Source organism: Shimia sp. NS0008-38b (assembly GCF_040370365.1).
Taxonomy (GTDB): Bacteria; Pseudomonadota; Alphaproteobacteria; order Rhodobacterales; family Rhodobacteraceae; genus Shimia.
Genome location: NZ_BAABWQ010000002.1, coordinates 1,040,701 through 1,055,515 on the forward strand (window position 1 = coordinate 1,040,701; position 14,815 = coordinate 1,055,515).

General features: G+C 55.3%; 14 protein-coding genes. 10 read left to right on the forward strand and 4 right to left on the reverse strand.

The genetic code is table 11. The features are described from left to right. Positions 1-46: 46 nt before the first annotated feature. Positions 47-1,051, forward strand: coding sequence for a hypothetical protein (locus ABWV47_RS11165; protein WP_353311724.1), 1,005 nt, complete (start codon positions 47-49; stop codon positions 1,049-1,051). A 21-nt stretch (positions 1,052-1,072) separates the two neighbouring features. After that, positions 1,073-2,632, forward strand: a complete 1,560-nt coding sequence (locus ABWV47_RS11170; RefSeq protein WP_353311726.1) for a phosphate ABC transporter substrate-binding/OmpA family protein — start codon at positions 1,073-1,075, stop codon at positions 2,630-2,632. Between the two features lies 1 nt (position 2,633). Here the strand turns inward: ABWV47_RS11170 and radC are convergent, their stop codons facing one another. Then, positions 2,634-3,395: a RadC family protein gene (gene radC, locus ABWV47_RS11175; RefSeq protein ID WP_353311728.1), complete on the reverse strand. Its 762-nt coding sequence runs from the start codon at positions 3,393-3,395 to the stop codon at positions 2,634-2,636. A gap of 226 nt (positions 3,396-3,621) precedes the next feature. Between radC and ABWV47_RS11180 the strand changes: the two genes are divergently transcribed. Genes ABWV47_RS11180 through ABWV47_RS11190 form a run of 3 tightly spaced genes read left to right on the forward strand, consistent with a single transcriptional unit; the run spans position 3,622 to position 5,852 of the window. Further along, positions 3,622-4,461 carry an amino acid ABC transporter substrate-binding protein gene (locus ABWV47_RS11180; protein WP_353311730.1) on the forward strand — a complete coding sequence of 280 codons (840 nt, stop codon included), beginning with the start codon at positions 3,622-3,624 and terminating at the stop codon, positions 4,459-4,461. Between the two features lie 16 nt (positions 4,462-4,477). Continuing rightward, on the forward strand, positions 4,478-5,341 hold the full coding sequence (locus tag ABWV47_RS11185; protein WP_353311732.1) for an alpha/beta fold hydrolase: 864 nt from the start codon (positions 4,478-4,480) through the stop codon (positions 5,339-5,341). A gap of 7 nt (positions 5,342-5,348) precedes the next feature. Continuing rightward, complete coding sequence (locus tag ABWV47_RS11190; protein ID WP_422062615.1) at positions 5,349-5,852, forward strand: DUF6985 domain-containing protein; 504 nt, start codon at positions 5,349-5,351, stop codon at positions 5,850-5,852. Positions 5,853-5,962: 110 nt separating this feature from the next. Here ABWV47_RS11190 and dnaJ read toward each other — a convergent pair whose 3' ends face one another. Together dnaJ and dnaK are read right to left on the reverse strand one after the other, a co-directional pair. Continuing rightward, positions 5,963-7,114: a molecular chaperone DnaJ gene (gene dnaJ / locus ABWV47_RS11195; protein WP_353311736.1), complete on the reverse strand. Its 1,152-nt coding sequence runs from the start codon at positions 7,112-7,114 to the stop codon at positions 5,963-5,965. 79 nt (positions 7,115-7,193) lie between these two features. Next, on the reverse strand, positions 7,194-9,110 hold the full coding sequence (gene dnaK / locus ABWV47_RS11200) for a molecular chaperone DnaK (RefSeq protein ID WP_353311738.1): 1,917 nt from the start codon (positions 9,108-9,110) through the stop codon (positions 7,194-7,196). Between the two features lie 192 nt (positions 9,111-9,302). Between dnaK and ABWV47_RS11205 the strand changes: the two genes are divergently transcribed. Next, positions 9,303-9,926, forward strand: coding sequence for an alpha-ketoglutarate-dependent dioxygenase AlkB family protein (locus ABWV47_RS11205; protein ID WP_353311740.1), 624 nt, complete (start codon positions 9,303-9,305; stop codon positions 9,924-9,926). A gap of 35 nt (positions 9,927-9,961) precedes the next feature. Here the strand turns inward: ABWV47_RS11205 and ABWV47_RS11210 are convergent, their stop codons facing one another. Next, a complete protein-coding gene (locus ABWV47_RS11210) occupies positions 9,962-10,783 on the reverse strand; it encodes an ABC transporter permease (protein WP_353312092.1) in 822 nt (273 codons plus the stop codon). A 96-nt stretch (positions 10,784-10,879) separates the two neighbouring features. Between ABWV47_RS11210 and cysQ the strand changes: the two genes are divergently transcribed. Genes cysQ through ABWV47_RS11230 form a run of 4 tightly spaced genes read left to right on the forward strand, consistent with a single transcriptional unit; the run spans position 10,880 to position 14,803 of the window. Further along, positions 10,880-11,698, forward strand: coding sequence for a 3'(2'),5'-bisphosphate nucleotidase CysQ (gene cysQ, locus ABWV47_RS11215; protein WP_422062612.1), 819 nt, complete (start codon positions 10,880-10,882; stop codon positions 11,696-11,698). Beyond that, positions 11,698-12,498 (forward strand): 3-deoxy-manno-octulosonate cytidylyltransferase, encoded by an 801-nt coding sequence (gene kdsB / locus ABWV47_RS11220; protein ID WP_353311744.1) that lies wholly within the window; start codon positions 11,698-11,700, stop codon positions 12,496-12,498. Before cysQ ends, kdsB begins: the two co-directional genes overlap by 1 nt. Continuing rightward, a complete protein-coding gene (locus ABWV47_RS11225; RefSeq protein ID WP_353311746.1) occupies positions 12,495-13,778 on the forward strand; it encodes a glycosyltransferase family 2 protein in 1,284 nt (427 codons plus the stop codon). Before kdsB ends, ABWV47_RS11225 begins: the two co-directional genes overlap by 4 nt. Beyond that, on the forward strand, positions 13,775-14,803 hold the full coding sequence (locus ABWV47_RS11230) for an NAD-dependent epimerase/dehydratase family protein (RefSeq protein WP_353311748.1): 1,029 nt from the start codon (positions 13,775-13,777) through the stop codon (positions 14,801-14,803). Before ABWV47_RS11225 ends, ABWV47_RS11230 begins: the two co-directional genes overlap by 4 nt. Positions 14,804-14,815: the final 12 nt, after the last annotated feature.

A 14,815-nucleotide genomic window follows, 5' to 3' on the forward strand; every position in this document is an offset into this window, starting at 1 on the left:
TTGTGACCTTACGGCATCGAGGCGTGTGTGGGCGCAAGGAGAAAAGATGCAGGATCTAAAAAACGTTTATCGTCGTTACGCATTGGCATTTGCCACGTTTTCAATTGCGATTTGTATAGGCTTCGTCATGCAAACCAGTGAAGCGGCCGTACTCGTCGTCGAAGAGCATCAGAGCGGCGCCCGAACCTATGATGACACCTATTTGCCTAAAGACCTAAATGTCCCGCAACTCGGTAGTATTGTGGCGTTGCCCAACATGCCCAAAGAGCAAGGAATTGCGGCCACTTTTCCCAACGCGCCTGTTCTGGTAGCCGTATCGGATGATTTACCGGTAGGATTGGTGCCTTCCGAAGAAAGAGTTCCGCGCTTGGGCTGTGCTGCAGATGTGTCCGCCAAAACGACGGCTGGCGCACTTGTCGTCTTGCATATTTCAGCTCCCTGTCAGTCCCAGTCAGCTGTCCAAGTTAGTCACGAAGGCCTGAGCTTCCGAAAAGTTCTTTCTGATAAGGGGCTTGCAGAAATTGTCATGCCGGCTCTTGCCGAAGAAGCTGCTTTCACAGTGACGTTTTCAGACGGTGCGCAAGTGGGTGCGCGCGCTCGTGTGGACTCGCTACCGTTCTACGACCGGGTTGTTCTTCAGTGGCACGGTGTCGATGGACCTGAGCTTCATGCGCGCGAATTTGGTGCGGGCTATGGCGATGCTGGTCATGTTTGGAGAGAAGCACCACGTGCGGTAGCTGCGCTTGCTGGCGGCTCTGGAGGGTTCTTGATGCGCCTAAATGGCGCCGCGCAGGGTGATCGCACCAATGCAGAGATTTATACGTTCCCCAGTGGCATCGCAAAAGCCTCTGGTGACATTGCCATAAGCATCGAGGCCGAAGTTACCGCATCCAACTGTAATCAAGAAATTTCTCTTTCCAGTCTGGCACTGAGACAGGGTGTTTTGGGAGATCTGCATGAGCTTACGATGCAAATGCCAGATTGCTCCGCCGTGGGGGAATATCTCCTGTTGAAAAACCTCGTAGAAGACCTGACAATCGCACAAAACTAAACTGGCGGTCAGGACATCAAGATGATGAAAGTTCGTGCGGCGGTATGCGCCGCACTTTTTCTTTTTTGCGGGGCACTTCCGGGATTTGCGCAGGATGTATTGCTCAAGTCTCACGATGGTGAGGTCGAAATTTCCGGAACTCTATTGGGGTTCGATGGCGAGTTTTACCGTGTCCATACTGTCTTCGGGGAGCTTACGGTAGATGGCTCTGGTGTGTCCTGTGAGGGACCAGGATGCCCCAACCTTATCAACTATGTGGCGGACATCGCGATCTCAGGTTCAGCGACTATGGCAGATATTCTGTTGCCCGCACTCTTGGAGGCTTTCGCGCGCAACGAAGGCTACACCGTGAAACGAGATGCCGAAGCGTTGGATAGGTTTAGCTACGAACTCAGTGCGTCGAGCACGGGACAAACTTTAGCGCGGTTTCAGTTTCACGCCAGCAACGCAGATGAAGGGTTCGCTGACCTTTTGGCTGATGAGGCTGACATCGCCATGTCTTTGCGAGAAATCCGGCCGAAAGAGGCTGAGCTCGGGTTTGAGGCAGGTCTAGGCGACATGACGGATGCCAATAGAAGCCGAGTCTTGGCATTGGATGGTATGGTGCCCGTTGTGGCGGCGGGCAATCCGGTCGCAACGTTGTCATTGTCGCAGTTGGCCGATGTATTTGCAGGAAAAATTGACAACTGGTCGATTTTGGGTGGCCCAGATGCGCCGATCACCTTGCATCTCATCGCATCCACGTCTGGCTTCGCACAGGCGGTGGAAGATCAATTGATGAAGCGCGCCAATCTGACGACAACCGGAATCGCCATACGCCATGGGCGCAACGATGCTTTGGTAAGTGCTGTGGAGCGTGACCCCTTTGCGATCGGGATTGCTTCTTTTGCCGAGACCGGCAGCACACAGCAGGTTACCCTGACCGGGTCCTGTGGACGTTCAATGACCGCGTCACGGCGCACTATCAAGACCGAGGACTATCCGCTTAACGCACCGATGTTTCTGTATTTTCCAGCGCGAAGGCTACCGAAAGTGGCGCGTGATTTTCTGAGCTATACGCGCAGTCCTTCGGCGCAGATAGTTATTCGGCGCGCTGGATTTGTGGACCAAACCGCAGAGGAAATATCCATCAATCTACAAGGGGATCGTTTTGCCAATGCGATCACGGGGGCTGGTGACGAGGTCAGCCTTGAGGTGTTGCAGAGCATGACGGGCACTCTAAAAGGCATGAAACGATTGTCGACATCGTTTAGATTTCAGGCTGGATCGTCGCGGCTAGATGCGCAATCACGCTCAAATGTGCAACAGCTTGCGCGGGCAATCGAGGCTGGAATGTATGACGCGAGAAGCCTTTATTTCATTGGGTTTTCCGACGGAGACGGACCCGCAGAAGGCAACCAGAAAATTGCCCTCAAGCGTGCAGAGGTGGTGAGGCAAGCTGTGCTTTCTGCAGCTGAGACAGCAAGCCCTGAGCGGATTGATATTCAAGTGCATGCCTTTGGCGAGGCGATGCCGATGGCCTGTGACGACACCGATTGGGGACGGCAGGTCAACAGGCGGGTGGAGATTTGGGTTAAGTGAACTACAGATAGCCTTTAGAGCGGAAGCTCAGTTCTGTAGATTTTCCAATGATTATATGATCATGCAACGTCAGACACAGCGCGTTGCAGGCTGTATTGATTTGATGGGTCATGGAAATATCCGTCTCGGACGGCGTGGGGTCGCCGGAGGGATGGTTGTGGACCAAAATCAAAGCACTGGCGTTGAGTTCTAACGCCCGTTTGGCAACTTCGCGTGGGTAGACCGGGACGTGGTTTACGGTGCCCTCTGCCTGTGGCTCATCCGCAATCAGTGTGTTTTTTGTGTCTAGATACAACACCCTAAACTGTTCGGTGTCACGATGGGCCATGGTCGTGTGACAGTAGTCAATCAGCGCATTCCACCCCGACAACACCGGTCGATTTATGACACGGGACCGGGCAAGACGATGAGCCGCAGCTTCTATGATCTTAAGTTCACAGATCACGGCCTCGCCGACGCCTTTTACCTCTGACAGACGCACGATCGGGGCACTGACGACTGCGTTGAAATCTCCAAATGTTTCCAGAAGCTTATGCGCCAGCGGTTTGACATCTTGCCGTGGGATCGCCCGGAACAGGACCAACTCCAGTAGCTCATAATCGGGCAAAGCCTGCGCCCCGCCAGAGAGAAAACGGGTGCGCAGACGTTTGCGATGATCGGCAAGATAGGAGGGCACCTTGCCAGTTGTGAGTGGTGCGACAGGGGCCTCATCCGTCTCAAAAAACGGTAGCGGCCTTTGGACAAAGTCGCGGGCTTTGGTCATGAAGCAAGCTTGCCCAATCTTGGTAAACCAAAGGTTAATTTCGGCGGCCAAAGGTTAAAATTAGTTGGACCACGGCGTTTTGAGGGATCGGTTTTACGTCGGTATTGCGACTGTATTGCGGAGGTTGTTCGCCGGTTAACGCTTTCAGCGTCACAACCGACTTGTGACCGCGCGTGGAAGCTGTGACAGTGGGGTAATTCCATGTGGTTTTATGACAGGACACATTATGAAGTCATTTATGACAGCCCTTTTGGCAGGAGCTTTGGTTGCGGGCGCATCAAGTGCGCAGACATTGGATCGCATCAAAGAAACTGGCATGCTGAAGCTTGGGTATCGGATCGATGCTGCGCCGCTTTCATACCAATCTGAAGATGGCAGCCCAGCCGGCTATTCACCTTTCGTCTGCGGCGAGCTTGCGCAGGGTATTTTGAACCACATCAAGATCCCGAATTTGGATGTCGAGTTTGTCCCTGTGTCCGTTCAAGATCGGTTCGAAAGAGTGGCCGCTGGAGACGTCGACCTGTTGTGCGGTGCTGCGACGATCACATTGAGCCGTCGCGAAATAGTGGACTTTTCAATTCCAACCTTTGCGGATGGCACATCTGTGCTGTTGCCACTGAACGGGTCTGACAATCTCGCAGATCTGGCGGGGCAAAAATTGGGTGTGCGGCGTGACACCACAACGGAGACCGCGTTGAACAACACGTTGGCGTCCACTGCAATCTTTGCTGAGGTTGTGCGATTTGCAGATCATGGTGCTGCGATGCGGGCAATGGAGAATGGGGAATTGGCGGCCTATTTTGCGGATCAGTCAATATTGGCGGGTCTATGGCTTAACAGCCCTCAGCGCGAGAATATGAAATTGGGCAACGCGCTTTTGACCGTTGAACAGCATGGATTGGCAATGGCGCGCGGCGACACCGAGTTTCGCCTGCTGGTCGACCGACTTTTGTCGGTGATGTATGCGCGCGGGACCATGCAAGAGATCTTCAAAGCGGCGATGCCGGACGTTCAGCCCGGCGAGCTTCTTCGGGCAATGTACTCTTTGGCACCGTTGCGGGAGTAATCACGGCTTAAGCAATATGTTTTCAGGGTTCTCTGAGATCGATATTCCGTTGGCCGGCGCAACAATTCACGCAAAGGTTGGTGGGCAAGGTACGCCATTGCTTTTGCTGCACGGCTTTCCGCAAACGCATGTGATGTGGCATGTGATCGCCGAACAGCTGGCGGAGCGGTACCGCGTGATCGTGCCGGATTTGCGTGGCTATGGCGACTCGACGGCGTTGGACGGGGATATGACCTTCCGCGCCATGGCGGCGGATCAGGTGGCTGTGATGCGGGCCTTGGGGCATGCGCGGTTTCACGTGGTGTCCCATGATCGCGGGGCCCGCACGGCACACCGCATGGTGTTGGATCACCCCGAGGCGGTGTTGTCGGTGGCTCTGATGGACATTCTGCCCACGCTGGACGTGTGGCGCACGATGGATGATTGGCTGGCGAAGAAATACTATCACTGGATGTTTTTGGCGCAGCCGGGCGGCATGCCTCAGGCGCTGATCAACAGTGATCCGGTGATGTATATGCGCTCTGCTTTGGTGGGGCTGTCCGGTGATGTGGGGATGTTTCATCCCGCAGCGATGGCGGCCTATGAGGCTGCGGCGGGCAAGCCGTCAGTGGTGGACGCCTGGTGCCGCGACTATGCGGCGGGGGCTGGTGTCGATCTGGAGCATGACCGGGCCGACGAAGGGCGGCAGTTTGATATGCCCTGTTTGATCTTATGGGGCACCAAGGGCGCGATTGATCACCACGTAGATCCGCTGGAGACGTGGAAGGTGTGGTTTCCTAAGGCTGTTGGGCAGGGGCTCGCGGCGGGGCATTTCTTGATTGAGGAACGGCCTGAGGAGGTTTTGTCGGCCGTGATGGGGCATTTGGAGGGGACCGGGTAGATGCGCTATGCAATTTGAATTTAGGGAGCATTGGTGGCAATCGGACGTTTTGTTGCCTGCATGGTCAGACTTTGCTCAAGGGCACACCAGTGTTCTGACCTTTGCACCTGAAGGCAGAGACGACTCTCCAATGAGTGCGTTTGAAATTGGTTTGGTGGAATGGTTTTACAACAACTATGAAATGCAAAAACCTTTTCTGCTGAACGCGGTCTTTGCTGCCTATCCAGATTTTCGGAAACAATACTTCGAAGACTACAACCTCGATGAAAATGAGGAGGACTTGCCGACACTCGCAACAGTCGATGAACTGTCAAAAGTTGTGGTCCTTGAAGAAGTCTTTGTGCATCAAATTTCGAAAGATGGCGTTCCTTATGTAGGCTACCAATTTGATTGTAGATGGGAAGAGGAGCATGGTTTGGGCGTTTTGATGCACAACAGTCGGGTTGTCGAAATTGATGGAGCGGATTGCGCGTACGTGCTCTGGATAGCAGAGCAGGATCGCGACGGTTGATAGAACGATGAAAAGCTCCCGAAGATGTCTACAGGAGCTTTTCGTTTTGCTCTTTGGGCTCCGCCCGTTCGCCGCTGAAACCCTCCACTGGAGGGTTTCCGAGACGCGGCTCACCCCTTCATACTGTCCCAGAACCCTTTGACAGAGCTGAAGAAGCTGCTGCTTTCGGGGTTGTTTTCCTCCGACAGCTCTTCAAATTCGCGCAGCAGCTCTTTCTGGCGGCTGGTGAGGTTGACCGGGGTTTCCACCGCCAACTCGATCATCATGTCGCCTGAGCCGCCGCCGCGCAGGGCGGGCATGCCTTTGGAGCGCAGGCGCATCTGACGGCCGGATTGAGAGCCCGCCGGGATTTTCACACGAGAGCGGCCACCGTCGATGGTGGGCACTTCGATGTCGCCGCCCATCGCTGCGCTGGTCATAGAGACCGGGACGCGGCAGTAGAGGTTCACACCATCGCGCTCAAAGATCTTATGTGGGCTGACCTCAATGAAGATGTAGAGATCACCGGCGGGGCCGCCACGCATGCCAGCTTCGCCTTCACCAGCGAGCCGGATACGGGTGCCGGTTTCCACACCTGCAGGGATGTTCACAGACAGCGCGCGGTCTTTTTCTATACGGCCATGGCCGTTACAAGACTTACAGGGGTTTTTGATGATCTGACCCAAGCCAGAACACGTCGGGCAGGTGCGCTCGACCGTAAAGAAACCCTGTTGTGCACGCACTTTACCCATGCCGGAGCATGTTGGGCAGGTGGCCGGTTCCGCGCCGCCTTCTGCACCGGATCCATCACAGCTGGTACAGACCACGGAGGTTGGCACGTTGATGGTCTTCTGCAGGCCCGCGAAGGCTTCTTCCAGAGACACACGCAGGTTGTAGCGCAGGTCAGCACCGCGAGACGCACGTTGACGGCCCCCGCCAGCGCGACCACCGCCGCCCATCATGTCGCCGAATAGGTCATCAAACACATCTGAGAAAGCTGATGAGAAATCACCTTGGCCGGGATGGCCGCCGCGGGCGCCACCGCCGCCCATACCACCATCAAAGGCGGCATGACCAAAGCGGTCGTAGGCTGCTTTTTTCTCTGCGTCTTTGAGAATTTCGTAAGCTTCGTTGGCCTCTTTGAACTGATTTTCCGCTTCGGGATTGTCCGAGTTGCGGTCAGGGTGCAGTTCTTTGGCTTTTTTGCGATAGGCTTTTTTGAGTTCGTCCGCTGAAGCCCCTTTGTTGACGCCAAGCACCTCGTAGAAGTCACGTTTTGCCATGGGTTACTCCTTTGGCCGGACTGAAAAGGGCCGATCCGGCAAGCGGACCGGCCCGATTTTCTAGTCCTTAGCGCTGCGATTAGCGCTTGTTGTCATCCAGATCTTCGAAGTCAGCGTCGACGATGTCATCATCGGCTGCTGGGCCTTCGTCCATGTCTGGTGCTTCTCCACCGACGTCCTGCTGAGCAGATTTGTAGATCGCTTCGCCCAAACGCATCGCAACTTCCATGACGTTTTGGATGCCGGACTTCAGCTTTTCAGCTGTGACGCCGTCATCTTCCAACTCGTCTTTCAGTGCTGCAACTGCCAGTTCGATCGCTTCAACAGTGGATGGGTCCACTTTGTCGCCGTGCTCTGCCACCTGTTTCTCAGTGTCATGCACGAGGCTTTCGGCCTGGTTGCGGGCTTCGATCATCTCACGACGATCTTTGTCGGCTTCGGCGTTGTCTTCCGCGTCCTGAACCATCTTTTCGATGTCCGCATCAGACAGACCGCCAGAGGCTTGGATGGTGATCTTCTGCTCTTTGCCGGTGCCTTTGTCCGCCGCGCCCACAGACACGATGCCGTTGGCGTCGATGTCAAAGGTCACTTCGATCTGTGGCATGCCGCGTGGGGCAGGCGGGATGTCTTCGAGGTTGAACTGGCCAAGGATCTTGTTGTCCGCAGCCATTTCACGTTCCCCTTGGAAGACGCGGATCGTCACAGCGTTCTGGTTGTCTTCGGCTGTGGAGAAGATCTGAGACTTCTTGGTTGGGATCGTGGTGTTGCGGTCGATCAGGCGGGTAAACACACCGCCAAGGGTTTCGATACCCAAAGACAGCGGGGTCACGTCCAGCAGAACAACGTCCGTCACGTCACCTTGCAGAACACCGGCCTGAATGGCGGCGCCCATGGCAACAACTTCGTCTGGGTTCACACCTTTGTGCGGCTCTTTGCCGAAGAATTTGGTCACCTCAGCGATAACCTTCGGCATACGGGTCATACCACCCACGAGAACAACTTCGTCGATCTCATTGGCAGACAGGCCAGCGTCTTTCAGAGCGGCTGCACAAGGCTTCATGGAGGCTTTGATCAGATCGTTGACCAAGCTTTCCAATTTTGCACGGGTCAGTTTGATGACCATGTGCAGTGGTGTGCCGGTGGCAGGGTCCATCGAGATGAACGGCTGGTTGATCTCTGTCTGGCTGGAGCTGGACAGTTCGATCTTGGCTTTTTCAGCAGCTTCTTTCAGACGCTGCAGCGCCATTTTGTCTTTGGTCAGATCGACGCTGTGCTCTTTTTTGAACTGATCCGCGAGGTAGTTCACGATGCGCATGTCGAAATCTTCACCACCCAGGAACGTGTCACCGTTGGTGGATTTCACTTCGAACAGGCCGTCGTCGATTTCGAGAATGGTCACATCGAAGGTACCGCCGCCGAGGTCATAGACCGCGATGGTTTGGGTTTCTTCTTTGTCCAGACCGTAGGCCAGAGCGGCGGCGGTTGGCTCGTTGATGATGCGCAGCACTTCGAGGCCAGCGATTTTGCCGGCATCTTTGGTGGCCTGACGCTGAGCGTCGTTGAAGTACGCAGGAACGGTGATGACCGCTTGCGTCACATCTTCGCCGAGGTAGGACTCAGCGGTTTCTTTCATCTTACCGAGGATGAAAGCAGAAATCTGGGATGGAGAGTATTTCTCATCCTTGGCTTCGACCCAAGCGTCACCGTTGCCGCCGTTGATTACGGAGAACGGCATGTTTTTCAGGTCTTTGGCCAAATCCGCGTCATCAACCCGGCGGCCGATCAGGCGTTTGACACCAAATACGGTGTTTTCTGGGTTGGTCACAGCCTGGCGCTTTGCTGGCTGACCCACAAGGCGCTCGTCATCGGTGAACGCGACGATGGACGGCGTGGTGCGCGCACCTTCGGCGTTTTCAATGACTTTCGGTTGAGAGCCATCCATGATGGCGACACAGGAGTTTGTTGTACCGAGATCGATACCAATCACTTTGCTCATTTTGATCCCTTTCACGTAAGGCGATATTTCAAGGTCGGACCCGTTATGGCATCCAAGCCTCGATCCACTTAGCATATTGGCAGTGAGCCGCTATGCGCTTCGCAGCGTATATAGGGAGCATAAATATGTGCTGCAAGCATCTCGGAAGGGGGATTGTGGCGGATTCGCTACAAATTATGCTGCATTTTAAATATGAGGGCCGAAATTCTGCGTTCACCAATAAAAATTGCCGGTTTTGAAGTCTTCAAAGGTCATTTGGACGGCCCGGCACAGACCAAGATGGTTGCCGAATTACGTGAGGTTGCGCGGGTGGCACCGATGCGCCATCCCGTCACCCGTTTTGGCAAACAGATGAGTGTTCAAATGACCAGCGCAGGGCGCGTCGGGTGGATCAGCGACGCAGGTGGTTATCGGTATGAACCCCGCCATCCTGACGGAATGCAGTGGCCACCGATTCCTGCTGGCATTCTCGACGTTTGGCGGACGCTGACCGGGATTGAGCGGACACCAGACTGTTGCCTGATCAACTTCTATGGGGAGGGCGCGCGCATGGGATTGCATCAAGACAACGACGAAGGTGATTTTGCCTATCCGGTGGTGTCACTTTCGCTTGGAGATGATGGGTTATTTCGCATGGGTGGGACAGAAAGAGGTGGCAAAACCCAATCTCTGTGGCTCAGCTCAGGGGATGTTGTGGTGATGGGTGGCGCAGCGCGATTGGCCTATCACGGGGTGGATCGGATCAGATTCGGCAGCTCGTCGGTGCTGCCAGATGGTGGCCGTATCAATGTGACGCTGCGGGTGGTGTCACATTAGATGCCGTGAAGGCATTTGGTATTCCATAAGGCAGGTTATCGACGTGCGCTCCAGCTGAGGGAGGCATGTTTGCGGGTGTAAAACTCACCCATCAGACCAATCATCAACAGCACAATTCCCAAGGAAATCGGGTAGATGATTGATGAGTTGCGCGGCACATAATTGATGAAGGCAAATCCGCGGGCCTGATCAATGCAGTGAAACAGTGGATTCCAGTCAAACATCGCCAGCATGAATGGTGGCAGTGTATTGGCGACAAACATTTTACCTGACGCGATCATGTTGGCGCGGGAATAAACCGTATTGGCAATTTGCACAAAGGTCGGGAACCAAGGCTTCAGCGCCAAAAACACGGTGCCGATTGCGAGACCGGTGAACCAGGCCAAAAGGATCATGCCAAAGGTTGGCAGTGGTTGTTCGATGTCAAACGGCGTGAAGGCCACGTGGTAGATGAACAGAATTGCAAACAGCGAGAGCACCTGAATGTAGAGCGTGCCGAGGGCTGCGGACAAAATGGAAATGATGGTGTTCATTGGCGCGTGTTTCATCATCGGGGATGAGGGGCCTTCGGAGCCGACCACGGCGCTCATGGTTTTGGTGTGCGTCATAAACAGAAAAACGCCAGACATGATGTAAATCATGAAGTCGCCACGCAGGGCCGCGCCCCGCAGTCCCAACACGCTGAACATCACGTAGAAGGCCATCACAAACACGATGGATTGCAGCATGTTCATGACAATCGACATCAGCGCATTGCCGTGCGACTTGCGCACGCTGCGGACGATCGAGTGATACACCAGTTCGGATAAATTCAGTGCCGAAGCGAGTGTCGTTTTGGGGGCGGATTGCTGAAACATTGCCTTTGTCGCGTGACTATATTCTATCAGTAGCATGGAAATCTTGCCGTTCCCTTACACAGGGACCATAAGGGGCTCCACACCAATAGACAACAAATGTCATTCTGGAGAAATACATTGGATTACAACGCTCTTATCCCCGTTATCCGTGAACTGGCAATTTTGGCCGGCGACAAGATCATGGAAATCTACGGGGCTGATGATTTTGATGTGAAAGTCAAAAGCGACGATAGCCCTGTGACGGCAGCTGATGAAGCGGCGGATGCGCTGATTTCAGCCGGGCTGCGCGCGGCTTTCCCGGACGTGATGCTGGTGACCGAAGAACAGTCGGAGAGCCACGCAGCCAAAGGCGACACGTTTTTGATCGTGGACCCGTTAGACGGCACCAAAGAGTTCATTCACCGTCGCGGTGATTTCACCGTGAACATTGCCTACGTTGAAAAAGGTGTGCCGCAGCGCGGGGTTGTTTACGCACCGGCGAAGAACCGCATGTTCTTCACACAGGCAGATGGTCAGGCGGTAGAAGAAACCGGCGCATTTGACCCCAAATCTGTGGGTGAAGTGAAAGCGATCAATGTGGCGGAAAGCGACAACGCTGCGCTTTACGTTGTGGCATCCAAGTCGCACCGCGATCAGGCCACTGACGACTACATCAACAAGTACAACGTGAAAGACATGAAAAGTGCGGGCAGCTCGCTCAAGTTCTGTCTTGTGGCAACCGGCGAGGCCGACATCTATCCACGTGTGGGTCGCACGATGGAGTGGGACACCGCAGCGGGCCACGCCGTGCTTTTGGGTGCTGGTGGCAACGTGGTACGGTTTGACGACCACACGCCTCTGGCCTATGGCAAAGAAGATTTTGCCAACCCGTTCTTCATTGCCTATGCGCCGAAGGTCGACTTGAAAGAAGCCTAATGTCTGTACTGATTGTCATTCCGGCACGCTATGCCTCCTCTCGTTACCCCGGCAAACCTCTTGCAGAGCTGCGCGGGGCAACGGGTGAGGCCAAAAGCCTCATTCAGCGCAGTTGGGACGCGGCCTGTGAGGTTTCGGGCGTGGATCGTGTGGTCGTGGCCACGGATGATGATCGCATAAAAGACGCAAGTGAAGCCTTTGGCGCAGAGGTGGTGATGACCTCGCCTGACTGCGCCAATGGCACTGAGCGCTGCGCCGAGGCCTTTGATGCGCTGGGCGGCGGCTATGAGGTTGTGGTGAACCTTCAAGGGGACGCGCCGCTTACGCCAGCATGGTTCATTGAGGATCTGGTGGCCGGTTTGCGCCAGGACACAATGGCGGAGGTGGCCACACCGGTACTGAGGTGCGATGGACGTGCGCTAAATGGGTTTCTGGATGACCGCAAAGCGGGCCGCGTCGGAGGCACCACGGCAGTGTTCACCACCGATCATCATGCTCTCTACTTTTCTAAAGAAGTGGTGCCGTTCACCTCTGATACCTATGCTGATGAAGATGACACGCCAGTGTTCCACCATGTGGGGGTTTATGCCTACCGCCCGTCTGCGCTGGGCGCGTATCCGCGCTGGCCAGCGGGGCCATTGGAGCAGCTTGAAGGGTTGGAGCAGTTGCGGTTTATGGAGCATGGCCGACAGGTTCTCTGTGTAGAGGTCGATGCGCGTGGGCGACAGTTTTGGGAACTCAACAACCCCGAAGATGTGCCACGTATCGAGGCCATGATGGCGGAGATGGGGACGGCATGACCCAGCCCACCGTCAGCGTGGTGGTGGTCAGCCGGGGACGGCCCGACGCCCTGAAGCGCGCGTTGGTGGGAATTTCGCAACTGCATTATCCGGCCTTTGAGGTGATCGTTGTGACAGATCACGCGGGTCAGGATGCGGTCAAAGAGACTACGTTTTCAGACCAGATCAAACTGGCCCCTTATGAGGTGGCTAATATTTCGGCGGCGCGCAATCGTGGGATTGCGATGGCAGCAGGGGAAGTTGTGGCATTCATCGATGATGATGCGGTGCCAGAAACAGGCTGGCTGCATCACCTTATGGCGCCTTTTGCCAAACCCGAGGTTGCCGCCGCAGGTGGATATGTGCGTGGCCGCAATGGGGTCAGCTGGCAATGGCAGGCGCAGAGCGTTGATGGCACCGGGCAGGCCGCACCGATTGATCTGAACGGAGAGGCGCCGGTGGTGCTGACTCCGGATGCGTCGCGGGCGATCAAAACCGAAGGCACAAACATGGCGTTTCGGCGTGATGTATTGGCCGATCTTGGCGGATTTGATCCCGCTTTTCACTATTTCTTTGATGAGACGGATCTCAATCTGAGGGTGGCCGCGGCAGGGCACAAAACGGCGATAGTGCCCTTGGCGGAGGTGCATCATGGCTATGCGGCCAATACGCAGCGTACAGATGCACGGGTGCCACGTGATTTGACCGAAATTGGTGCCAGCACCGCAGTGTTTTTGCGCAAACATTGCCCAGAAGCAATGCGCGCTCAGGTATGGCGCAAAGACCGCGCAGCGCAGCGTCGCAGGTTGGTGTCTCATATGGTGGCCGGCAACATGATGCCGGGAGATGTTGGGCGATTGATGCGCGGGCTGGACCAAGGGTTTCAGGATGGGCAGGCGCGCACTCTTGGGCAAACCCCGGTGATTTCTCGTGCCTCTGAAGGGTTTCGCCCGCTGGCAACCACGCGAGGGGCACAGGTGCTGATGGCAGGGCGCTTTTGGCGACGGCGTGCAATTTTGCGCGAGGCGGAGGTGGCGGTGCAGAATGGGCTGCGACCTTCTGTGTTCATTTTTTCGCGCACGGCGCTTTTTCATACTGTGCGGTTTGACCCAAAAGGGTATTGGGTGCAGGTCGGTGGTTTGTTTGGTCGCTCTGAACGCCACCAAAAACTGTTTCGACTTCGCAGGTTTCGCGCGCGGGTGCGTCGAGAATTTCTGCGAGTTGCCGGGCAACGTCTGTTGGCTCACACCCTCTTGCAGGGGCTCAGCCAGACTAAAAAACAGGATGTTAAAACAACATGATGCAAGATCAGCAACGCACTGCTTTGGTTACGGGGACTGCCGGTTTTATTGGGTTTCACACCGCGCAGCGATTGTTGCAGGATGGATGGCGCGTGATTGGGCTCGATGCCATGACCGATTACTATGATGTCACTCTAAAAGAGCGGCGTCACACAATCCTGAAACAACATATCGGCTTTGAAGCCGTTGAGGGTCGACTGGAGGCCCCGGGTGTGTTGATGGGTCTGTTTGAAGCCCATAAGCCAGACGCGGTGGTTCATTTGGCTGCGCAGGCGGGGGTGCGCCATTCGATTGATGCGCCGCGTTCTTATGTTGAGGCAAACTTGGTTGGTACCTTCGAATTGCTGGAGGCAGCGCGGGCCTTTCCGCCACAGCATATGCTGTTGGCTTCCACCAGTTCTGCATATGGCGCCAATACGGAGATGCCCTACGCAGAGACACATAAGGCAGACAGCCAGATGTCGTTTTATGCCGCGACCAAAAAGGCCGGTGAGGTGATGGCGCACTCCTACGCGCATCTCTACCATCTCCCGACCACAATGTTCCGGTTCTTTACGGTTTACGGTCCATGGGGACGGCCCGATATGGCGCTGTTCAAATTCACCAAGGCAATTTTAGAAGGCGATGTCATCGACATCTACAATCACGGTGATATGAGCCGGGATTTTACGTATATCGACGATCTGACCACAGGCATTGTGAAGTTGATCGATGCGGTGCCGGCGATGCCGGATGCACGAGCTGTTTCATTGGATGGTGACAGCTTGAGTGCGGTGGCACCATGGCGTGTGGTCAATATTGGCAATGGCCAGCCAGTAAAGTTGATGACGTTCGTTGAGGCGATTGAGTCTGCGCTTGGCCAAGAGGCCAAAAAGAACTTCATGGACATGCAGCCAGGTGATGTTCCGGCAACTTGGGCGGATGCAAAACTTTTGGAACAGCTGACCGGCACAATTCCCGCCACAAATGTAGACGAAGGTGTGGCCAAATTTGTGGCATGGTATCGGGACTACTACGGGGCCTGATGGCCCGCGTTG